Source organism: Flavobacterium chryseum (assembly GCF_004362015.1).
Classification (GTDB): domain Bacteria; phylum Bacteroidota; class Bacteroidia; order Flavobacteriales; family Flavobacteriaceae; genus Flavobacterium.
In genome coordinates, this window is sequence record NZ_SNWW01000001.1 from 354,877 (window position 1) to 376,902 (window position 22,026).

General features: G+C 32.0%; 20 protein-coding genes and 1 tRNA gene. 11 read left to right on the top strand and 10 right to left on the bottom strand.

Annotated features, from left to right (window positions below; all coding sequences use genetic code 11):
• Positions 1-7: 7 nt before the first annotated feature.
• From EV143_RS01540 to EV143_RS01550, 3 genes are all read right to left on the bottom strand, one after another.
• Positions 8-1,687, bottom strand: coding sequence for a DUF6909 family protein (locus EV143_RS01540; RefSeq protein ID WP_133506228.1), 1,680 nt, complete (start codon positions 1,685-1,687; stop codon positions 8-10).
• Between the two features lie 101 nt (positions 1,688-1,788).
• A complete protein-coding gene (locus tag EV143_RS01545) occupies positions 1,789-3,285 on the bottom strand; it encodes a GH3 auxin-responsive promoter family protein (RefSeq protein WP_133506229.1) in 1,497 nt (498 codons plus the stop codon).
• A 9-nt stretch (positions 3,286-3,294) separates the two neighbouring features.
• Complete coding sequence (locus tag EV143_RS01550) at positions 3,295-3,798, bottom strand: peptidase (RefSeq protein ID WP_133506230.1); 504 nt, start codon at positions 3,796-3,798, stop codon at positions 3,295-3,297.
• Between the two features lie 196 nt (positions 3,799-3,994).
• On the opposite strand from EV143_RS01550, the gene EV143_RS01555 reads away from it, so the two are divergent.
• Both EV143_RS01555 and EV143_RS01560 read left to right on the top strand, forming a co-directional pair.
• Positions 3,995-4,177, top strand: a complete 183-nt coding sequence (locus EV143_RS01555; protein ID WP_059115465.1) for a Sec-independent protein translocase subunit TatA/TatB — start codon at positions 3,995-3,997, stop codon at positions 4,175-4,177.
• 116 nt (positions 4,178-4,293) lie between these two features.
• The gene (locus tag EV143_RS01560) at positions 4,294-5,688 is read left to right on the top strand and encodes a glycosyl hydrolase family 8 (protein ID WP_133506231.1); all 1,395 of its coding nucleotides are present in this window, start codon (positions 4,294-4,296) and stop codon (positions 5,686-5,688) included.
• A 71-nt stretch (positions 5,689-5,759) separates the two neighbouring features.
• Here the strand turns inward: EV143_RS01560 and EV143_RS01565 are convergent, their stop codons facing one another.
• Positions 5,760-7,883 (bottom strand): Tex family protein, encoded by a 2,124-nt coding sequence (locus tag EV143_RS01565; RefSeq protein WP_133506232.1) that lies wholly within the window; start codon positions 7,881-7,883, stop codon positions 5,760-5,762.
• Positions 7,884-7,999: 116 nt separating this feature from the next.
• On the opposite strand from EV143_RS01565, the gene EV143_RS01570 reads away from it, so the two are divergent.
• Positions 8,000-8,269 carry a DUF1294 domain-containing protein gene (locus EV143_RS01570; RefSeq protein ID WP_133506233.1) on the top strand — a complete coding sequence of 90 codons (270 nt, stop codon included), beginning with the start codon at positions 8,000-8,002 and terminating at the stop codon, positions 8,267-8,269.
• 86 nt (positions 8,270-8,355) lie between these two features.
• On the opposite strand, the gene rpiB is transcribed toward EV143_RS01570, so the two are convergent.
• Positions 8,356-8,787: a ribose 5-phosphate isomerase B gene (gene rpiB, locus EV143_RS01575; RefSeq protein ID WP_133506234.1), complete on the bottom strand. Its 432-nt coding sequence runs from the start codon at positions 8,785-8,787 to the stop codon at positions 8,356-8,358.
• 798 nt (positions 8,788-9,585) lie between these two features.
• Positions 9,586-9,819 carry a DUF2007 domain-containing protein gene (locus EV143_RS01580; protein ID WP_133506235.1) on the bottom strand — a complete coding sequence of 78 codons (234 nt, stop codon included), beginning with the start codon at positions 9,817-9,819 and terminating at the stop codon, positions 9,586-9,588.
• Positions 9,820-10,016: 197 nt separating this feature from the next.
• Between EV143_RS01580 and rnr the strand changes: the two genes are divergently transcribed.
• From rnr to EV143_RS01595, 3 genes are read left to right on the top strand one after another with little or no spacing between them, the layout of a single operon-like run.
• Positions 10,017-12,197 carry a ribonuclease R gene (rnr, locus tag EV143_RS01585; RefSeq protein ID WP_133506236.1) on the top strand — a complete coding sequence of 727 codons (2,181 nt, stop codon included), beginning with the start codon at positions 10,017-10,019 and terminating at the stop codon, positions 12,195-12,197.
• Positions 12,198-12,220: 23 nt separating this feature from the next.
• Positions 12,221-12,889 carry a head GIN domain-containing protein gene (locus tag EV143_RS01590; RefSeq protein ID WP_133506237.1) on the top strand — a complete coding sequence of 223 codons (669 nt, stop codon included), beginning with the start codon at positions 12,221-12,223 and terminating at the stop codon, positions 12,887-12,889.
• Between the two features lie 15 nt (positions 12,890-12,904).
• Positions 12,905-13,585 carry a LysE family translocator gene (locus tag EV143_RS01595; protein WP_133506238.1) on the top strand — a complete coding sequence of 227 codons (681 nt, stop codon included), beginning with the start codon at positions 12,905-12,907 and terminating at the stop codon, positions 13,583-13,585.
• Between the two features lie 389 nt (positions 13,586-13,974).
• Here EV143_RS01595 and EV143_RS21395 read toward each other — a convergent pair.
• A tRNA-Cys gene (locus EV143_RS21395) sits at positions 13,975-14,045 on the bottom strand.
• Positions 14,046-14,149: 104 nt separating this feature from the next.
• On the bottom strand, positions 14,150-14,509 hold the full coding sequence (folB, locus tag EV143_RS01600; protein WP_133506239.1) for a dihydroneopterin aldolase: 360 nt from the start codon (positions 14,507-14,509) through the stop codon (positions 14,150-14,152).
• A 107-nt stretch (positions 14,510-14,616) separates the two neighbouring features.
• Between folB and EV143_RS01605 the strand changes: the two genes are divergently transcribed.
• The 5 genes from EV143_RS01605 (at position 14,617) to EV143_RS01625 (ending at position 19,211) form a co-directional block, all read left to right on the top strand.
• Positions 14,617-16,734 carry a glutamine--tRNA ligase/YqeY domain fusion protein gene (locus tag EV143_RS01605; RefSeq protein WP_133506240.1) on the top strand — a complete coding sequence of 706 codons (2,118 nt, stop codon included), beginning with the start codon at positions 14,617-14,619 and terminating at the stop codon, positions 16,732-16,734.
• Between the two features lie 895 nt (positions 16,735-17,629).
• On the top strand, positions 17,630-18,109 hold the full coding sequence (locus tag EV143_RS01610) for a hypothetical protein (protein ID WP_133506241.1): 480 nt from the start codon (positions 17,630-17,632) through the stop codon (positions 18,107-18,109).
• A 91-nt stretch (positions 18,110-18,200) separates the two neighbouring features.
• A complete protein-coding gene (locus EV143_RS01615; RefSeq protein WP_133506242.1) occupies positions 18,201-18,527 on the top strand; it encodes a YtxH domain-containing protein in 327 nt (108 codons plus the stop codon).
• A 75-nt stretch (positions 18,528-18,602) separates the two neighbouring features.
• Positions 18,603-18,953, top strand: coding sequence for a competence protein (locus EV143_RS01620; protein WP_133506243.1), 351 nt, complete (start codon positions 18,603-18,605; stop codon positions 18,951-18,953).
• Positions 18,954-18,956: 3 nt separating this feature from the next.
• The gene (locus EV143_RS01625) at positions 18,957-19,211 is read left to right on the top strand and encodes a DUF6327 family protein (RefSeq protein WP_133506244.1); all 255 of its coding nucleotides are present in this window, start codon (positions 18,957-18,959) and stop codon (positions 19,209-19,211) included.
• A 22-nt stretch (positions 19,212-19,233) separates the two neighbouring features.
• On the opposite strand, the gene EV143_RS01630 is transcribed toward EV143_RS01625, so the two are convergent.
• Together EV143_RS01630 and gltX are read right to left on the bottom strand one after the other, a co-directional pair.
• Positions 19,234-20,214 carry an SPFH domain-containing protein gene (locus EV143_RS01630; RefSeq protein WP_133506245.1) on the bottom strand — a complete coding sequence of 327 codons (981 nt, stop codon included), beginning with the start codon at positions 20,212-20,214 and terminating at the stop codon, positions 19,234-19,236.
• 205 nt (positions 20,215-20,419) lie between these two features.
• A complete protein-coding gene (gene gltX, locus EV143_RS01635) occupies positions 20,420-21,913 on the bottom strand; it encodes a glutamate--tRNA ligase (RefSeq protein WP_133506246.1) in 1,494 nt (497 codons plus the stop codon).
• Between the last annotated feature and the right edge of the window lie 113 nt (positions 21,914-22,026).

Below are 22,026 nucleotides of genomic sequence, written 5' to 3' on the forward strand. Positions count from 1 at the left end.
TTATGTTTTATTTTACGTTGAAAATTTGTTCCAAAATTTTAATAGTAATCAAATAGGTTGGTTTTACACCCGTAGTTCCAAGTCCGCCTGAGGCCAATGTACTTCCGGTTTCTAACGGATTATCTGAAGCATAATAAGCATAACGAACTTTGATATCGTGCGGTACACTTTTTCTAATTTTTGAGGCCGATTGAATTGCTTTTTGGTAATACGAACCTTCCATTTCAAGACCAATTACACCCCAGGTTGATTCGTGAAAGAACTTCAATAAATCTCTGTTTTGTAATGATGTTCCTAAAACGGTAACCATCGCGCCTTCAAAAACTGCAATGTCATTTCCTTCAAACATGGCGCCTGTTAATTCATTTTCAAAGAAATAATTATCAGCCGTTCCTTCATTTATATGTGCTGTCGGAATCATGATGTCGCCTTTTCCACCTTCCAAAATTCCGGCTTTTCCCATTATCGAAACCGATTTAACATTCAATAACGTGTCTTTTTTATAGGGTTTCAAAAGTTCGTCTATGGTTTCATAAGCCTGTTCTCCAAACGCATAATCCATTACAATGATAACTGGTTTTTCATCACTTGGTTCTACATTCGCGAAAGCGGTTTTTTTCCAATCGATTTGAGCAGTATCAAAAATTTGCACATCGATATTAGTTCCGGATGTGTCCGGTAATGAAATCATTCCGTTTTTTAAAGCTAAATCTTCAACATGACTTCTAATTTCTTTCGCACCGGACTTACTTAATTCTTCATAAATAAAGAAATCTGATTTGTCTTTAAATTTTGTTTTCAACAACGGCGTTGCAAAAATAGAATTCATTACACTGTGCATATTGGCACTTATTACGTGAATTGGACGTTTTAAAAGATTATTCGCTTTTAAAACTTCCTTGATGTTGGTTGCCCAAATTTCACCGTGAATATGGTGTCCCAGACGTTCTCTTAAAACGGGGCTAAAAGTTATGGTACGTTTATTATTATCAATTAATTCTTCAATCGCTAGTTTTCCTAACCAGTAAATTACATGCAGAAAACGGTCCGGAGCATTTTCAGATCCGAAAGCGTCATAGATATCTAAAACTTCCTCAAATGTTCTTGCTAAAATATTGGCAACATGCGAGATTGCTTTTTCTTTTTCTATTAAAGATAATTTTTTGGTTTGCGTTACAGCTTGTTCCAATTTCATCCAATCGCGCGAAACCTCGCCGCCATCATCTAATAAAACTCGGTTTTTTATTTTGTGAGATTCGATGAAGATAAAAGTCAAATGCGTCAAAATATCATAAATGTCTGAACGCCCGCGCGTGATTTCAACATTCATTTGTTCTTCGTCAATTCGGTAACAATTTCTTCTTCTTTTTGGAGGAACAATTGCCTGAAAATGCGATTTAGAATATCCTTCGTCTGAAGTTAAATTGATAAATCTACATTGTTCAATTCCTATTGGAAGACGCTCTATAACGTATAAAAGTCCGTTTAACTCTACTTTTTCTTCGCCAATATTTCCGTAAATTTCAGGACGTAATGCTAATAATGATTCGCGTAAACTATCGCCCGAAACTCCCATTGGTTTATAAAAACCACGGTTGAATAAGTGGCGCATTGTAATGTACATTTTTTCGATTGCTGCAGATGATTCCTGCGCTCTTGATCTTGATATATGTTTGGTTTCTTTCATGCTTTTTATTTTAAAAATCTTCTTAAAAAAGAAGATGATTTGAATTTTCGATTAAACGAAAATGATTTTATTATTTATAATCTTCAAAATTAAATGTTTACTTATTTCAAATTATCTGCAATATCTCTATTGTTCGATAATCTCGGTATTTTATTTTGTCCGCCTAATTTTCCTTGTGATTTCATATAATCCTGAAATCCGTTTTTAGAAACTTTGGTTATGACCACTTTCCTTAACACATTTCCGGTAATCAAATCGTCATAATAAATGTTTTTCTTTCGCATTGCATTATCAATTGCTTCTGCAAAATTTTCCATATTTTCTGGTTCATTTTCAAATTCAATAAACCATTCATGAAACGGTAATCCGCTTGACGGATTTATTTGTGGTGCAACAGTAAATTCGTTAATTACGATATTGGTTTCTTGTGTTGCTTCTTTCATTGCTGTTTCTACTTCGGTAGCAATAACGTGTTCTCCAAAAGCAGAAATAAAATGCTTAATTCGGCCCGAAACAATAACGCGATGTGGAAACAATGATGTAAACTGAACGGTATCACCGATATTATAGCCCCAAAGTCCGGCATTTGTAGAAACGATCAAAGCATAATTTACGCCTATTTCTACTTCGCCAATCGTATATCTTTTTGGATTTTCTGTAAAAAATTCATCTGTTTTAATGAACTCATAGAATATTCCTGAATTCAATAACAACAACATTCCTTCTTCATTTTTGATCCCGAAATTTCGGGACTGATATGCAAAAAAACCTTCAGAAGCCGGGAACAACTCTATGCTATCTACCTTTTTGCCAATCATGTTTTCGAACTTGGCACGATAAGGTTCATAATTTACTCCTCCGTAAATAAAGAGATTAAAGTTTTTAAATATTTCCTTTATCTTTTTTCCGCCGCTTTTTTCCTGTAATTTTTCAAAATACATCTGAACCCACGATGGAATTCCGGAAATAACGCTCATGTCCTGATCGATTGTTTCACCAACTATGGCATTTACTTTAGTTTCCCAGTCTTCGATACAATTGGTTTCCCAAGACGGCATTCGGTTTTTTTGTAAATATTTTGGAACAAAATGCGCTGCAATTCCTGAAAGTCTTCCAAATTTAATTCCGTGTTTTTCAGTCAAAATTGGACTTCCCTGCAGGAAAATCATTTTTCCATCTACAAAATCAGCATTTCCGGTTTCGTGAATATAATGTAAGATGGCGTTTCGGGATGCTTTAATATGCGTGGGCATAGATTCTTTGGTCAACGGAATATATTTTGCTCCCGAAGTTGTTCCAGAGGTTTTTGCAAAATAAAGTGGTTTTCCTTTCCAGAGAATATTTTCTTCGCCTAACTTAACTTTTTCAATGTATGTTTTTAGATCTTCATAATCCCGAATTGGAACATTTTTTTGAAAATCTTCAACCGTTTTTATTTTATCAAATTGATGAGCAACTCCAAATTCTGTTTTTTTTGCAGAATTGATTAAACTTTTAAAAACTGCCAATTGAGTTTCAACAGGTTTATTGGCCCATTCTTGTGTTTGTTTGTATATTTTGCGGGCAAATATCTTTGCTGCTGCTGATTTAATTGACATTTTTATACGTTATTTTTTGGCACTTTTTGTTTTCTTCTTTTCTTTATTCTCGCCTGACTCCTTCTCTATCTTCGCAACTTCTTCTCTTAATTTAATTTCTTCTTCAGAAGTTTTCATATTAAGATCTGGTGTTTCTTCTGTCTCGGATAAAATAGAATCTTTATTGAATTTTGCATATTCTAACTGCCCATTTAAAACTTTTTGAATACCTTTTATATAAGCTTCATTTTTTTGTAACGCTACAGCTAAGGAATCTGATTTTATTGCTAATTCTGTTGCATTCTTTTTTAATTGTGTTGAAGAATATCCGGGAATAAATTCTCTTAATGGTGTGAAGGCAATGATAAAGGTAGTCACTGCGATTAAGAATATGCCGCCTAAAGAAAAAACCACAAAGACATTCATTAAGGTAAGTTTGAATGAGAAAATCTCTTCAAACGTATCCACATTCAAAATTACCAAGCGGTTTTTGATGAATAATTTCTTTCTTAAATTACGTTTTTTCCTGGCCATTTTGGTTATTATACTCGCAAATATAATAAAATCGTCTTGCTGATGCCCGAGAAAAATGAGGGAATACACTTATTTAATGATTTTATAAAATATTTAACGCTTTATTTTAATCCAAATACTCTTGTTGTTCGTATATTCTATATACCTTTGTGGGTACAATTAGAAATTAATTTGCTTCGGCATTAAATATACAATCATGGGAAGATTAGGTCTTACAGAAATCCTCGTAATAGTAGGTATTGTGTTATTACTTTTTGGAGGTAAAAAAATTCCGGAATTAATGAAAGGTTTAGGAAGCGGAATTAAGGAATTTAAAAACGCTGCTAAAGACGATCATACTGCGCCTGCTGTAAAAAAAGAAGAGGAAGAAATTAAATAATATACTTCAACTTATTAATAAAACCCAAGCTACAATTTTTGTGAATTGTAGTTTGGGTTTTTTTTATATCTAAAAATTCTTACTTTTAGAGTCCCTAAATCAAATAAATAATAATTATGAAAAACCTACTTTTCGTTAGTATTGCGTTTTTGTGTCTCAAAAGTTATGCACAAACCCAGCCATTTCCCGCCAATAAGGTGTACACAAATGGAATCATGGCAACCAATAAAAATAATATTGATGCCCAAAACAATTATAATACCTGGAAAACCAATTTTGTAGAAGCTTGTTCTAATCAACGTTACAGAGTAAAATTTGACAATTCTTCTCAAACTGTTTCTGAAGGAATTGGCTACGGAATGCTTCTTTCCGCATATATGGCAGACAGGCTTCTTTTTGATGGTCTTTGGTTGTATTATAAAGACAATATGAATAGCAACAAAGTAATGAACTGGCAAATAAATGGTTGTTCCGGAACTATTGGCCCAAATGGTGCAACAGATGCGGAACTTGATGCTGCTTTCGCTCTTATCGTAGCCGATTATCAATGGGGAAGTTCTGATGCCATTAATTATAAAAATGAAGCAAAAGCATTAATTACCACAATTAAAACTCATGAAGTTGAAGCGAATACTTTTGTTTTAAAACCAGGCGATCAATTTGGCGGAAGCACAATCACCAATCCTTCTTATTTTTCTCCGGCTTACTACAGAGCTTTTGGAACTTTTACAAATGATGCCTCTTTTTGGAATTCGGTTGCAGCAAAATCGTACACTATTATCAACAATAATTTAACTCAAAATAACGCTGTTGGCGGTTTAGTTTCTGACTGGTGTACAGGCACGGGTGCTTATTCATCTGCTGCCGGAGGATACAAAAATGGCGGAAAAACCTATAACTATGATGCCGCGAGAACTCCGTGGCGCATTGCTGTAGATTATTTATGGTACGGAAATGCTGACGCGAAAATCTATTCTAAAAAATCATCAGATTTTGTGAGGGTAAACCTCAACGGGACTTCAAATATTAAAGATGGTTACAATCAGGACGGTTCTTTAATCGGGCAATGGCACAATTCTACTTTTGTTGGAGCGTTTGCGTGTGCAGCCATGGCGGGAGAAAATCAAGCCCATTTAAATGATTCGTATGCGGACTTAAATCAGTTAAACGATGCTACCAGTTATTTTAATCAAACATTAAAAACATTATATTCCCTGTTATTAACAGGAAATTTTTATTTGCCTGTAAATGCTACTTTATCAACTGGTGATTTTGAACTTGAAAAATCTACTGTTACTTTATATCCAAATCCGAGTGCAGATAAGTTTACTGTTTTTGCTCCCGAAGAATCTGTGATTTCAGTTATCTCTCCGCAAGGAAAAATAATTTCTGAACAAAAAACAACGACTGAAACGACTGAACTAAATTTAGCCAATCATTCGTCTGGTTTGTATTTGATAAAAATTACAAATGACAATAAAAGTATAACCAAGAAAGTTATCTTAAAGTAATTTATAAGAAATAAAAAATCCCAAACTATAATTGTAATTTGGGATTTTTTTTATTTTTGAAATTTAGATTTTTAAAGTACCATCGTCAACTGAATTCTTTTTCTGTCCTCATCAACCTCAGTAACTTTAACATCAACGTGCTGGTGTAATTTTACCACTTCGTTTACATCGCTCACAAAACCGGCTTTTAACTGGGAAATATGAACTAATCCGCTTTCTTTGATTCCGATATCAACAAAACAGCCAAAATTGGTAATGTTGTTTACAATTCCTGGTAAAATCATTCCCGTTCTTAAATCTTTAATCGATTTTACATTTGCATCAAATTCAAAAACTTTGGCCGATTTTCTCGGGTCTAATCCTGGTTTTTCAAGCTCTTTTATGATATCTTTTAGTGTAAGTAAACCAATTTCAGGCGTAATATAGTTTTCAGCTTTAATTAGGGCTGTTTTCTCTTTGTTGGCAATTAAGTCGTTTACCGAAATTTTTAAATCTTTCGCCATTTTCTCTACAACCGGATAAGCTTCCGGATGTACCGCCGAATTATCAAGCGGATTTTTTGCATTCGAAATTCGAATAAAAGCCGCGCCTTGTTGATACGCTTTCTCGCCTAGGCGAGGCACTTTTTTTAGCTGTTTTCGGTCTTCAAACGGACCATTTTCTGAACGGTATTGAACAATATTTTCAGCCAGCTTTTCTCCTATTCCACTCACATAACTTAGTAAATGTTTACTTGCCGTGTTAATGTTAATTCCAACCGAGTTCACGCAGCGAATTACGGTATTATCTAATTCTTCTTTTAGTTTAGTTTGATCAACGTCGTGTTGATATTGGCCTACGCCGATTGCTTTTGGATCAATTTTTACCAATTCGGCCAAAGGATCTGAAAGTCGTCTTCCGATTGAAACCGAGCCACGAACGGTAACATCGTAATTTGGGAATTCTTCTCTGGCAATTTTTGAAGCCGAATATACCGAAGCTCCAGCCTCAGAAACGATGAAAACTTGCAGCGGTTTGTCGAACGCGATTTTTTTTATGAAAAATTCGGTTTCTCTTGAAGCAGTTCCGTTTCCAATAGAAATCGCATCAATTTGATATGCATTTACCATCGAACGGATTTTCTTGATCGCCATTGCTTCTTCATTTTGTGGCGCGTGCGGATAAATGGTTTCGTTGTACAATAAGTCTCCTTTTTCATCTAAACAAACTACTTTACAACCGCTTCTAAATCCTGGATCAATCGCCAAAATACGTTTTTCGCCCAAAGGTGGCGCCAATAATAACTGACCTAAATTGTTGGCAAAAACCTGAATAGAATTGGCATCGGCTTTTGCTTTTGCTTCTTGCAGAGTCTCATTTCCAATCGCCGGATTTAATAATCTTTTATAACTATCTTCAATCGCTAATTGCAAATGTGCTGTAGTACTATTTTGTTTTTTAATGATAATTTCATCAATAACGTCGTAAGCTTCATCAATATCAACATCCACTTTCATTTTTACAAATCCTTCGTTTTCTGCACGAAGCATTGCTAATAATCGGTGCGATGGTGCTTTTGTCAACGGCTCTTCCCAATCAAAATACTGACTGAATTTTTGCGCTCCTTCTTCTTCGGCTTTCTTTTTAACGACTTTGGTACCAATTATTGCTTTTCTTTGGAATAATCTTCGAAGCTGTTTACGAACATAAATATTTTCGTTGATCCATTCTGCAACAATATCGCGTGCGCCTTGCATGGCAGCTTCTTCGTTAATGACATTTTCATTAATATATTGAGTCGAAATAAAATCGACATCAACATCATTTTCAGACATGATGATTTTCGCCAAAGGTTCTAAACCAAATTCGCGCGCCACGTCGGCTTTTGTTTTTTTCTTCTTTTTATACGGAAGGTAAAAATCTTCTATTTCTTGTAAATCAAAACTTTGCTCGATTTTTTGTTTCAATTCCGGCGTAAGCGATTTTTGTTCTTCAATTGATTTAAGAACGGCTTCTTTACGTTTTACAATCGTTTCGTATTCTTTTTGAAGCTTGGCAATCTGCTCAATTTGAACTTCATCAAGATTTCCAGTTGTGTCTTTTCGGTAACGGGAAATAAACGGAATTGTACAATCTTCTTCTAATAACTGTACCGTTTTTTGAATATTAATCGCGGCTGTTTGAACAGTTTTGGCAATGAATTGAATATTAGTCATATTTAAAATATAATAATTTCGTTTTTATAAAATAGTGTAATTTACTTGTTAAAATTTAACTCCAGGTTTGTAAATCATTCCGCTAAAATAATATCTTTGTTTTTAATTTTAAGCTTATGAATATTTTATTGTTGTATTTTTTAATTGTAAATGGTCTCGCCTTCATCATAGCTGGATATGATAAATATTTAGCACTAAAACATAAATATAGAATTCCAGAAAACACACTTTTTACATTAGCTGCAGTTGGTAGTTCTATTGGCTTATTATTAGCAATGTTACTCTTTACACACAAAACGAGCAAAGCGTCTTTTATTGCAAAGTTTTCAGTAATTGTTTTGATTCAGGCAGTTTTGGTTTATCTAAAACTAACTGATAAAATATAGATATTTGAAAAAAGCCGGATGAATCTAAAATCCGCCCGGCTTGCTTTTATTTTTTTGGTGCGAAGCACCCGATTTTTTTTGACTCTTTACTGACAAGCAATTTTATTGACTCTATTTTGGTGTCTTCCACCTTCAAAAGCTGTAGATAAAAACGTTTCAACAATTTCTACCGCTTGCGGAATCGAGGTATAACGCGCCGGAATGCTTACAATATTGGCATCATTATGTAAACGGGTTAAATAAGCAATTTCTTTAGTCCAGCATAAACCAGCTCTTACTTTTGGGTGTTTGTTAACCGTCATTGCAATTCCGTTTCCGCTTCCGCAGATTACGATTCCAAAATCAGCCTTTCCTTCAGAAACATCATTCGCAACCGGATGTCCAAAATCAGGATAATCTACAGAATCTTCTGAGTCTGTTCCGTAATTAGTTACTTCATACCCTTTTGCTTTTAGCATTGCAACAATTGCTTTTTTGTAATCTGGTCCAGCGTGGTCGTTTCCTATCGAAATTTTCATTTTAAATACTATTAAGTTGTGTAGTGCAAATTTAGCCAAAGAATCTCTTACGTTTGTATCTTTTAAAAAAAAGTTAGCTGTGAATTACACTAATTTTTTCTTTTTAAGTTCTTAAAACACAATTTAACAAATCAGTAGAATTCGTGTAAATTCATGAAATTCGAGGCAAAAAATGGTTTACGTATAACTTACTTCATATCAAAATCTTATACCTTATTAACAATTTATGAAAGCTGTAATTATCTGTAAATCAATTAAGAATGTTTTAGGTTATTGTTAAAATTTTGGAATGTTAATACTAAAACCTAATTCGTTGATATTCAGTTAACTTTAAATTAACATGATTTGTTGATAAGTAAAGATAGAAAATTAGAAGTTTTTTTTGGTTGTGTCGAAAAAAAACCTAATCCAAAACCCAGATGAAAAAACCTAATAAACTTTCATGAATTTTTAGATAAGTTATCAATATCAAAAATGCCATTTTCAACAAAAATCGAGTTATGAAGTTATCTACAAAATGAATTCATTTTTGGTTGTTAACCGTTGTTAATTAAAATTGAAAATGACTTAAAAACTAATCGTTTAACAAAATATAAGTATGTTGATAACTCCCAATAAGTAAGTAAAACTTCATTTCAATACATTTAAAAATAAATTTATGCGACATATTAACACGCTATAATAACCATCAAAAATTAATTAAATTTAAAATTTCTTTTTTGTTGTATTTAATATATGTTGACAACTTTTAAAATTGAAAAGAGAAAAAAAATTTTTAGAATTGAAAAAAAGATCAGTTTAGACGATTTTGAGAGGATTGTTAAGATTGTCCAGAATTTCCTGAACTCTTTCGAAATCGTTGGGATGAATTCTGAGTTTGATTCCACCGAGCGCAGAAGTATACATTGGAACGACAGAAAGTGTCATTTCGTTTTCGAAATAATATGGAATGTCTTCTTGTTCCAGCAAGTGTTTGAGAACTATGGTTTCGTGCAGATAATTGAATATGGCTATGGTTTTAAAGCTTTCCATAAAGTGTCTTTTTATAAAGATACGAAATGAGCGTTACTAAAATTTGTTGCTGACACTAATTTAAATATGGGAATTACAAATGACCTCTGAAAATCAATAAATAGCTTCCTTTGAAAGTTATATTTTTAATAATTTATTTGTTAAAATCTATAATCTGATATCTTATTTGTAATTTTAACTTTTTAAGAAAAAGATATATGAGTAAGAAAATTATAAAGCCGATAAAAAAAGAGAGTGATTTCTCAAGTAAAATAATAAAAATTTTATCGCAAAGTCCTAATAAATCATTCAATTATAAACAGATAGGAGCAAAGCTTGAACTTGATGATACAAATAGCAGAAACCAGATTATAAAAGATTTAAAAATTCTGGCTGCTTCAAAAAAAATTATAGAGTCTGAACCTGGTAAATATTTAGTAAAAGCCGAAAGCCAGGATTATTACGAAGGAACAATTGATATGACGAGCAGAAAAACGGCATATTTTATTTGTCCTGATTTTAGTGAAGATGTTTTTATCCCGACAAATAATTTGAATCGTGCGTTAGATAAAGATAAAGTAAAAGTTTACGTTTATAACAGAAGAAAAGGTAAAAGACCTGAAGGAGAAGTAATTGAAGTTGTAGAAAGAAATAAAACAGAATTTGTTGGAGTGATAGATATTCAGGCAAATTTTGCTTTTGTAGCTACAGCAAACCCTAAAATGTATACTGATATTTTTATTCCAAAAGATAAAATTGGCGAAGCAGAAAACGGAGATGTTGTTTTAGTTACAATAGAAGATTGGCCAAAAAGAGCCGATAGTCCGTTTGGATCTGTAATTAAAGTTTTAGGAAAACCAGGAGAACACAATACTGAGATTCATGCCATTTTAGCTGAATACGGTTTACCGGCAGATTTTCCGGTAGAAGTAGAGGTGTATGCACAAAAAATAGATACTTCGATTCAGGAATCTGAAATTGCAAAACGTCGTGATATGCGTGATACACTTACGTTTACGATAGATCCGAAAGATGCAAAAGATTTTGATGATGCATTGTCTTTTAAAAAGTTAGAGAACGGAAATTATGAAATTGGAATTCATATTGCCGATGTTTCTTATTATTTAGAAGAAGGAACAATTTTAGATGATGAAGCATATCAAAGAGCAACTTCGGTTTATTTGGTAGATCGAGTAGTGCCAATGCTTCCGGAAGTGTTGTCTAATTTTGCCTGTTCGTTACGTCCGAATGAAGAGAAATATACGTTCTCTGCCATTTTTGAAGTTTCAGAAAATGCACAAGTTATCAACCAATGGTTTGGAAGAACTGTAATTTATTCTGATCAGCGATTTGCTTATGAAGAAGCCCAATATATCATTGAAACAAAAGACAATACAATTCCTGTTGATATTTCAATTACCGGAGAATCTTATGTTGTTTCCGATGAAATTACTGAGGCTACTTTAAAATTAGATGAATTAGCAAAGATTTTAAGAAAGAAAAGAATGCAAAATGGTGCTATTTCTTTTGATAAAGTCGAAGTGAAATTTAATCTTGATGCTGAAGGTGAACCAGAAGGAGTATATTTTAAAGTTTCAAAAGACGCGAATCATCTGATTGAAGAATTTATGCTTTTGGCCAATAGAAAAGTGGCTGAATATATTGGAAAACAGAAGAAAACATTTGTTTACAGAATTCACGATGAGCCAAACGAAGACAAATTAATTGCGATGCAAACCGTAATTGCTAAATTTGGTTATAAAATAGATTTCCGTAACAAAGGTGATATTTCTAAGTCTTTGAATGCATTGATGGAAGAAGTAAACGGTAAAAAAGAGCAAAATTTAATTGATACTCTTGCCATTAGAACTATGAGTAAAGCCAAATATTCGACAGAAAATATTGGTCATTACGGTTTAGCTTTTGATTATTACAGTCATTTTACTTCGCCAATTCGTCGTTATCCTGACGTTATGGTACATCGTTTGCTACAATATTATTTAGATAATGGTGCTTCTGTAGATGAAGAAGTTTACGAAACAAAATGTTTGCATTGTTCGAATATGGAAAGTTTAGCTACAAATGCTGAACGTGATAGTATTAAATACATGCAGGTTAAATACATGCAGGATCATCAGGACGAAGAATTTCTTGGTGTTATTTCCGGTGTTACAGAATGGGGAATTTATGTTGAGATTATTTCAAACAAATGCGAAGGAATGGTAAGAATCAGAGAAATAAAAGATGATTATTATACTTTCGATGAAAAACAATATGCTTTAGTTGGAGCAACTTCAAACAGTATATTACAATTGGGAGATGAAATTTACGTTAAGGTAAAAAATGCGGATTTAGTTAAAAAACAACTTGATTTTCATTTTTTGAGAAGAGCAGAATAATATTAAATTTAAAAAATTAAAGTATGAAAAAGTTAATTATAGGAGCTGCAATATTAGTTGCACAGTTATCTTTTGGTCAGGTAACCAAAGAATTAGGCGATTTCGATTCCGTAAAAGTATTCGATAAATTAAGTGTAAAACTAGTTCAGGCGTCTGAAAATAAAATTGTTATCAAAGGAGCTCGTGAATCAGAAGTCGAAGTTGTTAACAAGAAAGGTTTACTAAAATTAAGAATGCCTTTTCCTAAATTATTATCCGGAGATGATCTTGATATTACGGTTTATTACAAACATATAGAACTTATCGACGTAAACGAAGGAGCAATTGTTTCAAGTAAAGAAGCCATTAAAGCAACTTCTTTTAAAGTTAGCGCACAAGAAGGCGGTAAAATTAATATTGATTTAGATGTTGAAAAACTAAATGTTAGTTCTGTTTCTGGTGGAGAAATTACTTTATCAGGTAAAGCTTCAAACCAGGATGCAAGTTTAGGAGCGGGAGGATATCTTCTTGCAAGCAAATTAAATACTGCTCAGACTAAAGTAAGCGTTTCTGCCGGAGGAAAAGCAGATGTGAATGCTTCTACTCTTGTTGATGCTAAAGTTAGCGCAGGTGGCTCTATTTACATTTACGGAAAACCAAAACAAATTAATCAAAAAACGGTTTTGGGAGGTAAAATCGAAGAGATAAAATAATCAAATTGTATTTGAATGATAAATGATATTTTAGCTGGACTGCCATGGGGACTTTTCTTAAGTTTTATGGTAGGTCCAGTATTTTTTATATTACTGGAAACCAGTATTACAAAAGGATTCAGGGCAGCAATTGTCTTTGATCTTGGTGTAGTATTAGGTGATGTTTTTTTTATAGGAATTGCTTATTTAGGAAGTTACAGGCTTATTCAGAGTTTAAAAGATAAACCTGCACTTTTTATTTTTGGTGGAATAATTATGCTGGCTTACGGAATAATTTCCTTCGTTAAAATAAAAAATAATGAAAAAATTGACGATGAAGAAATTGATCGCGATATCATCAAAAGAAACTATGGAAGTTTGTTTATAAAAGGCTTTTTACTCAACGTTATCAACATTGGAGTATTAGGTTTTTGGTTAGCAGTTATTATTTCTGTAGGACCAAAATTAGAAATGCAAAACTCCAGAATGTTAACTTTTTTTACATCTGTTGTTATTACTTATTTACTAGTTGATTGTATTAAAATATTATTAGCCAAACAATTAAAATCTAAATTGACACCAACAAATATTCTTAAAATTAAAAAAGTAATTAGTATTGTTTTAATGATTTTTGGATTGGTACTAATAACTCAGGGTTGGTTTCCAGGAGAAAAAGAAATGGTTAAAAATGCTTTTGATAAAATTGAAAAGAAGTAGTTGATAACTCAAAATTATATTATAAAACCTCTGGATTTCAGAGGTTTTTTTGTATTCAAACATTAAGTGTGTCATTTCGACGGAGGAGAAATCACATCCAGAGAGCAACGAACTGGAATTCCGTCATGTGATTTCTCCTCCGTCGAAATGACACAAAATGCGAAAAAATCGGACACAAAAAAACCTTCAATTTTCCTTGAAAGTTTAGAAGCATCACCCGGATTCGAACGTAATCTTTATCTAATTTTTTTTTAAAATTAAACATAAAAAAAACCTTAAGTTTCCTTGAAGTTTTTAAAAGTATCGTCTGGATTCAAACGTAATCTTTATCTAATTTTTATAAAAAATTAACCATAAAAAAAACCTCCAAGTTTCCTTGAAGGTTTTAGAGGCATCGTCCGGATTCGAACCGGAGTAGGAGCTTTTGCAGAGCCCAGCCTAGCCGCTCGGCCACGACGCCGTAGTTGAACGGATGGCAAAAGTAACTAAAATCTTTAAAATTCAAAAGATTAAAAGTAACTATTTTGAAAAATTACTTTTTATTCTGAATTAAATTTTAAAATATTACCTTCTTATCTCTGTCATTTTTATAGTAACTGATTCAACATCACCACCAATAGGAGGATTTATCTTAGAAACCCAAACTGTAGTTTTTTGTATCGTTTCAATCTCTGCCAGAACCCGAATATTGATTCTTTTTGCCACATGTTCTAATAAATGCGAACGAATTGCCATTTCTTCGGTAACAATTTTGTTCAAATGAACATAATCAACTGTGTCTGCAAGATGATCTGTTTGTGCTGATTTCTGTAAATTAGTGGTAATTTTTAGATCGACAGTATAGTCAGATCCAATTTTTCCTTCTTCGATTAAACAACCGTGGTAGGAAAAAGTTCGGATGTTTTTAAGTTTTATAACTCCCATTTTTTTATTGTTTCAAGTTGAAAGTTTCAGGTTTAACGCCACTTAAGTAACTTTAAACCTGAAACCTGAAACCTTTTTTTTATCTTTGCTAAAATTACTATAAAATAATGGCATCAGAAGAGAAATCACTCAATTTTATTGAACAAATCATAGAAGAAGATTTAAAATCAGGTCTTTCACAAACTAAGCTTCATTTTCGTTTTCCACCGGAGCCAAATGGTTATTTACATATTGGTCATGCAAGTTCTATTGCATTAAATTTTGGTTTAGGAATTGATTATCAATCTCCTGTGAATTTACGTTTTGATGACACTAACCCTGAAAAAGAAGAGCAGGAATTTGTAGATGCAATTAAAAAAGACGTTGAATGGCTGGGATATACCTGGGCAGAAGAACGTTACGCATCAGATTATTTTCAACAATTGTACGATTGGGCCGTTTTATTAATTAAAAAAGATAAAGCCTATGTTGATAGTCAGTCTTCTGAAGATATGGCGATTCAAAAAGGAACCCCGTCTACAACCGGAACTGATAGCCCATACAGAAATCGTTCTGTTGAAGAAAATTTAGATTTATTTGAAAGAATGAAAAACGGTGAATTTGAGGCTGGAACTCATATTCTTCGTGCAAAAATAGACATGAAATCTACGAATATGCTAATGCGTGATCCTATCATGTACAGAATATTACACAGACATCATCATAGAACAGGAGACGATTGGAAAATTTATCCAATGTACGATTGGGCACACGGACAAAGCGATTATTTAGAAGAGATTTCACATTCATTTTGTACGCTTGAATTTTTGCCTCACCGTGAATTATACGATTGGTTTTTAGACCAGATTTTAGAAGATAATAAACTACGTCCGAAGCAAAGAGAATTTGCAAGACGTAACCTTTCACATACTGTTGTTAGTAAAAGAAAATTACAGCAACTTGTTAAGGAAAAGCATGTTAACGGTTGGGATGATCCAAGAATGTCAACAATTTCCGGGTTAAGAAGACGTGGTTATACAGCAGCATCTTTACGTAATTTTGCGAATACAATTGGTATTGCAAAACGTGATAATTTGATCAATGTTTCGGTTTTAGAATTCTGTATTCGTGAAGATTTGAACAAAATTGCACCTCGTGTAATGGCGGTTTTAGATCCTGTAAAATTGGTCATTACCAATTATCCGGAAGGAAAAGAAGAGTGGTTAGAAGCCGAAAACAATCAGGAAGATGAAAGTGCAGGTTTTAGAAAAGTACCATTTTCCCGTGAATTATATATTGAAAGAGAGGACTTTTTAGAAGATGCTCCGGCAAAATATTTCCGTTTGACTTTAGGAAAAGAAGTACGTCTTAAAAATGCGTATATCATTAAAGGAGAAAGTGTTATAAAAGATGCTAGCGGCAATATTACAGAAATTCATGTAACCTATGATACGGATTCTTTAAGCGGAAGTGGGACAGAAGCAAGTCAAAGAAAAGTGTCGGGAACTTTGCATTGGGTTTCAATTCAACATGCAGTTGAAGCAGAAGTTCGTCTGTACGATCGTTTGTTTACAGATGAAGCTCCGGACAGTTATAAAGAGAAAAATTTCTTAGATTTTGTAAATCCAAATTCGTTAGAAATTGTAACCGGATTTGTTGAACCAAGTTTGGCGACAGCTCAAAATGAAGATAAATTTCAGTTTCAACGTTTGGGTTATTTTACGGTTGATAAAGATTCAACTCCTTCAAAATTAGTATTTAACAAAACTGTTGGATTGAAAGATGCCTGGGAAGAAAAAGGTAAAAAAGAAGAAAACAGCATTAATAATTCTTTAAAGGATATCAACAAATATTTTAAAGTAGAATCTAAACCGGAACGTATTGCGATTGAAAGTGCAATAGGAGAGAGCATTAAAAACATTTCTAGTTTTTCTTTATTGCAGAATTCATTAAAGAAAAATATCAACAATAATAAAGGATCATTACTATTTGCTCAGTTTATTTTGAAATATTCAAATTGGAAATCTTCTGATTTTGAAGAAGACGATATTAAAAAATTATATACAATGTCTCTGAGAAGTGAGTCAACTTATGTACGATCAAAAGCACTTTTAAATTTAAGAGATATTGAAGATGTAAGTTTGAGAAATCAATTTGAGAATGAAATTTTGGTAGCTTTTTCAAATCCTCCAAAAAATGCTTCTGAAAGAGAAATTGAAATTCTTGCAGAAATGGTAAAGAAATAAAATAAATATAATCTATTGAAAAGCGCTTTTTATAAGCGCTTTTTTTATTATTTATAAATTCTATCAAAAATATTAATTTTATAGATTTTTTAAATTAAAAGTGACCTTCATAATTTAATTTTAAGACTTTATTTTACTTCTTTCGACTCATTAATCATCTTTTAAAAGATAATTAAACAGAACGGCTTATTTTAATTTTAGTTCTTATTTTACGACAGTTTAGAGCTTATTAACAACGGATTGTTTATAACATTGAAAAATCGATTAGTGTTTAAAATCTGATATAATTTTAGCTAAAAATTTGATTTAATTTCTGAAATTTTGATTTAGACACAACATCAATTTTAGTTATTGATATTTAATATTTAAATGTAATTAACTATTATTTTTAAAATCTATCAAATTACTTATAATTATAGATTTAATAAATTAAAAGTACCTTTCATAGCTTAGTTTTAAGCTCATTTTTTACTTCTTCCATCTCTTAACTCATCTTTTGAATTATTGTTGTTTTTTGAGCTTTATTTTAATTATAGCCACTATTTTTCTTAGTTTAACGGGTTATTAACATACAATTGTTTATAAAGTTGATATTTTTATGGAGTAGTCAAATTGAAATCTAAATAATTTTTAATTGGACACTTTATGAATCGAATCTGAGTTTTTCTAAAATTCCAAAATTCCATTTTGTGTTTTAGAATTTATTCTAAGTCTGAATTCTGAAAATTGATTTTATGGTCAATTTTTTATTGTGATTTTGTTTTTGATAATACTCCCGCAGAGAAGTATTTTTTGATGCATTTCATAATTTTAAAATCTCATGAAATTGGTTTGTGGTTACTTAAATTTTGATTTTCAGTTGAACTAAAATTTTTTAATCCTTAAATTTAATTTTATGAAAAACTTATTTTTTACGCTCGCTATTTTATTTGCCAATATTGCAATTTCTCAAACACATCAAATTACAAAACATAATGGGGAAGAGGTGGATGTTAATTTTATCAAACACGAAAATGATTTGATTCATTATTCTTTCAGCGGAAGTTTTGAAGAACAAAAAATTAGCAAATACGCGGTTTCAAAAATTACGAATAAACAAACAAAACAAACTCAAAAAATATCTGATAAAATTGTAGTCGGTTCAAAATCTGATTATAAATTAGTTAAAGTTTTACCTCAGGAAAAAACAATAGGTTTAAAACAGGCAGCTAATTTTTATGGTGTTTCTACCAGGACAAAAGGCGAACCGCCAATTGCAAATGAAAACCAAACTGCTTTAAGAATCAAAACTAAATCTGCTTCAAACGGTTATCCTTTTGTGAGTATTGTTGAGAAACCAGATGGAAAATATGAGGCAATTGCCTACGTGTATTAATTGTATTGTTAAATTTTAATCAAATTATATTTAGCCAATATTTTATAATCTCAAAATTGAGTATCTTTATTAATCATTTAAATTTAATAGTATGTCAAATAATTCAAATACAATCGCGGCAATTTTAGCTGGTGCTGCCATTGGCGCAGCAATCGGAATTTTATTAGCTCCGGATAAAGGTTCAAAAACTAGAGCTAAACTTAAAGAAGGTTTTGATGACACAACGCACAATCTAAAGGATTCTTTTGGTGCAGGTTCTGATGTTCTTCGTGAAAAATTTGCTAATGCAACAAAAAATCTTGATGGAACTTTTGATGATTTACTTTCTAATGTAAGTCATAAAACAGAAGAAGTAATCTCGTTTTTAGAATCTAAACTAGCAGATTTAAAAGTACAGAACGCTAAACTTCAGAAATAATACTAATTCAAAAAGTACAGGAATCACTTATTTTATAAGTGATTTTTGTGCTTTTTTTAATTTAAATAAACAAATATGGCTTTTGAAGAGTTAAAAGAAAATGTTGATAATATTCAGGATCAGACTAAAGTTTATCTGGAAAGTCATCTGGCATATTATAAACTTTGGGGTTTTAAAGTTGCAATGAAATCAACGACTTTAATTTTTAAGTTTACTTTGATCTTATTGTGTTTTAGTATGGTTTTGATTTTTGGATCTTTTGCTGCAGCTTACGCTTTTGGAGCTTTATTTGAAAGCAATGCACTTGGATTTTTGACAGTAGGAGGGATCTATCTTGTTTTTACAATATTACTTTTCTTTCTAAAAGATAAATTTGTAGAAGGTCCTATATTAGAAAAATTTTCAGAAATCTTTTTTAACGACTAATATATGGAAGCAAAAAAATACGCATCATACGCTGAAATCGAAAGAGATTTAGAAATCCTGAAATTAGAAAAAGATATCAGTTATCAGAAATTAGTTTTAAGTTATCAGAAAACAAAAGAAAGTATTACACCGCAAAATATTGTTGGCGGACTTTTGCATTCTTACAGAGATTACTTTTCTCATTCATATCCAAAAATAATACAATCTATTTTACCATTTGTAATCAATTGGTTTATCAATAAAAAAAGAGGCAATTAAGCCTCTTTTTTATTTACTGTAATTATTTTACTTCCGGTTGAATGTCATCTTCATAACCAGATTGGGGTTCAATAGGTTTTGGCTTCACAATTTTTTTATTGTTTTTCTTCATCATTTCACCAACCTGATTGGATGCTGTAAACGATGCAACCATATTATTCAGCATATCACTTCCGGCTTGTGGCGAATTTGGTAATAATATTAAATTCGAATTGGCATCAGCACCAATCGCTTGCAAAGTATCGTAATGTTGGGTAACTACAATTAAGGCAGAAGCTTCTTGAGAATTGATTCCCACATTGTTCAAAACTTCAACACTTTCTACCAAACCTCTCGCAATTTCACGACGCTGATCTGCAATACCTTGACCTTGTAAACGTTTACTTTCGGCTTCCGCTTTTGCTTTTGCAACGATTCTAATTCTTGAACTTTCAGCTTCAAATTCTGCTGCTGTTTTTTCTCTGTCGGCAGCATTAATTCTGTTCATGGCATTTTTTACCTGAATATCCGGATCAATATCTGTTACCAAAGTATTAATAATATCATATCCGTAAGTCGTCATTGCTTCGTTCAATTCTCTTTTTACTGCAATTGCGATATCATCTTTTCTTTCAAAAACATCATCCAGTTTTAGTTTAGGAACTTCGGCACGAACTACATCAAAAACATAAGCTGTAATCTGATCGTGTGGATATTCCAGTTTATAAAAAGCATCGTATACTTTTTCCTGAATAACTTTAAACTGAACCGAAACTTTCATTTTAATAAAAACGTTGTCTTTGGTTTTGGTTTCGATGATAACATCTAACTGTTGAATTTTCAAATTTACACGTCCGGCCACTCTGTCGACGATTGGAATTTTTAATTGTAATCCTGAATTTCTTACGCTGTGAAATTTTCCAAATCTTTCGATTACTACAGATGATTGTTGTTTTACTGTAAAAAAGGAAGACATTAAAATAAAGAAAGCGAAGACCAGAAGGATAATAAATGCTGTACCCATGATGATATTGATTTTAGATTTTGATCTGGTAAATTACGAAAATTCTCCCTAATTAAATTTTTAAGACATAAAAAAACGCTAAGATCATTTTAGTGATGTTCTTAGCGTTTATTAAATTTAGAATTATTTCTAAATTTTCTTTTCACCATTAAGATATTAAGTTCATAAGCTTGGCTTAATAATCTTAATATCTTAATGGTAAAAATTATAATGTTGAAATCGCTTTCTGAATTCTCGAAATAGTTTCTTCTTTTCCTATGATTTCAACAATGTCAAATAGGTGAGGACCTTTTAAAGCTCCAACCAAACTCAAACGGAAAGGCTGCATAACTTTCCCCATTCCAATTTCGTTTTTCGTTAACCAGTCTTTTACGATTGCTTCAATATTTGCTGAATCAAAACCATCAATATATTCAAGAGTCGAAATCAATTCCTGCATTAAAGCCGGAGTTTCTTCCTTCCAGTTTTTGCTGGCTTTTTCATCGTAGGATGTTGGAGCCTGAAAAAAGAAATCAGTTAAATCCCAAATATTAGTTGTCAAAACCAGTCGTTCTTTTACCAACGACATTATTTTTTCATTAAGATCTTTACTGATTTTAATTCCTTTTGATGCTAAAACCGGTTCAAAAACTTCAGCTAAAAATGAATCACTTTTATTTGATAAGTAATGATGATTTACAGATTTTGCTTTTTCAATATCAAATCTTGCTCCGGCTTTATGAACTCTGCTTAAATCAAAAGCTTCAACTAACTCTTGTAATGAAAAATATTCTTTTTCTGTTCCATCATTCCAACCAATCATAGAAAGAAAATTTATTAATGCATCTGGTAAATATCCGTCACCTTTAAATCCTTTTAGTTCTTTCCAATCTAATGGAAATACTGGAAATCCACCAATTTCACCATCACGTTTAGATAGTTTTCCTTTTCCATTTGGTTTTAAAATCAAAGGTAAATGTGCAAATTCTGGAGCATCCCAGCCGAAAGCTCTGTATAATAAAATGTGAAGTGGCATCGATGGCAACCATTCTTCACCACGAATTACATGAGAAGTTTCCATCAAATGATCATCCACAATATTCGCTAAATGGTAAGTTGGCATTCCGTCACTTTTAAATAAAACTTTATCATCAAGCAAACTAGTTTCAAATTTTACATCACCACGAATAATATCTTTTAAGTGCAAAGTTTCATCAACCGGAGTTTTAAAACGAATCACATAATGTTCTCCATTTGCAATTCTTTTAGTAACTTCTTCAGCAGAAATTACCAGAGATGTATCTAATTTTTCACGGATAGTGTGGTTATAAATAAATGTTTTTCCTTCAGCTTCTTGTTCATTTCTTAAATTTTTTAAAGCTTCAGGAGTATCAAAAGCATAATAGGCCCAACCAGAATTGATCAGTTGATCAGCATAGGTTTGGTATAATTCCTTACGTTCACTTTGTCTGTACGGACCAAATTTTTCATTTTTCCCAACAGTTTCGTCAGGAGAAATTCCCAACCATTCCAATGCTTCCATAATATAAGCTTCGGCACCGGGAACAAAACGAGTCTGATCTGTGTCTTCAACTCTTAAATAAAAAATACCATTATTTTTTTTGGCAAATAAATAATTAAATAGGGCAGTACGAACTCCGCCAATATGTAATGCTCCTGTTGGACTTGGTGCAAAACGCACACGAACTTGCTTTGACATTTGTTTAAATTTTGATGCAAAGATACAATTCAGATTTAAGATTGTAGACTTTAGATTTTAGATTGTTGATTTGAAATTTTACAATTTAGATTTTGTAATTAAATACTATTATT

Coding starts and splice junctions, on each gene's coding strand:
- EV143_RS01555 (WP_059115465.1), top strand. CDS start 3,995: ATGGGAAGATTAGGTCTTACAGAAATCCTCGTAATAGTAGGTATTGTG.
- EV143_RS01630 (WP_133506245.1), bottom strand. CDS start 20,214: ATGGGTACAGCATTTATTATCCTTCTGGTCTTCGCTTTCTTTATTTTA.
- EV143_RS01560 (WP_133506231.1), top strand. CDS start 4,294: ATGAAAAACCTACTTTTCGTTAGTATTGCGTTTTTGTGTCTCAAAAGT.
- EV143_RS01625 (WP_133506244.1), top strand. CDS start 18,957: ATGGAAGCAAAAAAATACGCATCATACGCTGAAATCGAAAGAGATTTA.
- EV143_RS01540 (WP_133506228.1), bottom strand. CDS start 1,687: ATGAAAGAAACCAAACATATATCAAGATCAAGAGCGCAGGAATCATCT.
- EV143_RS01605 (WP_133506240.1), top strand. CDS start 14,617: ATGGCATCAGAAGAGAAATCACTCAATTTTATTGAACAAATCATAGAA.
- EV143_RS01580 (WP_133506235.1), bottom strand. CDS start 9,819: ATGGAAAGCTTTAAAACCATAGCCATATTCAATTATCTGCACGAAACC.
- EV143_RS01545 (WP_133506229.1), bottom strand. CDS start 3,285: ATGTCAATTAAATCAGCAGCAGCAAAGATATTTGCCCGCAAAATATAC.
- EV143_RS01620 (WP_133506243.1), top strand. CDS start 18,603: ATGGCTTTTGAAGAGTTAAAAGAAAATGTTGATAATATTCAGGATCAG.
- rnr (WP_133506236.1), top strand. CDS start 10,017: ATGAGTAAGAAAATTATAAAGCCGATAAAAAAAGAGAGTGATTTCTCA.
- gltX (WP_133506246.1), bottom strand. CDS start 21,913: ATGTCAAAGCAAGTTCGTGTGCGTTTTGCACCAAGTCCAACAGGAGCA.
- EV143_RS01610 (WP_133506241.1), top strand. CDS start 17,630: ATGAAAAACTTATTTTTTACGCTCGCTATTTTATTTGCCAATATTGCA.
- EV143_RS01550 (WP_133506230.1), bottom strand. CDS start 3,798: ATGGCCAGGAAAAAACGTAATTTAAGAAAGAAATTATTCATCAAAAAC.
- EV143_RS01615 (WP_133506242.1), top strand. CDS start 18,201: ATGTCAAATAATTCAAATACAATCGCGGCAATTTTAGCTGGTGCTGCC.
- EV143_RS01570 (WP_133506233.1), top strand. CDS start 8,000: ATGAATATTTTATTGTTGTATTTTTTAATTGTAAATGGTCTCGCCTTC.
- folB (WP_133506239.1), bottom strand. CDS start 14,509: ATGGGAGTTATAAAACTTAAAAACATCCGAACTTTTTCCTACCACGGT.
- EV143_RS01590 (WP_133506237.1), top strand. CDS start 12,221: ATGAAAAAGTTAATTATAGGAGCTGCAATATTAGTTGCACAGTTATCT.
- EV143_RS01565 (WP_133506232.1), bottom strand. CDS start 7,883: ATGACTAATATTCAATTCATTGCCAAAACTGTTCAAACAGCCGCGATT.
- rpiB (WP_133506234.1), bottom strand. CDS start 8,787: ATGAAAATTTCGATAGGAAACGACCACGCTGGACCAGATTACAAAAAA.
- EV143_RS01595 (WP_133506238.1), top strand. CDS start 12,905: ATGATAAATGATATTTTAGCTGGACTGCCATGGGGACTTTTCTTAAGT.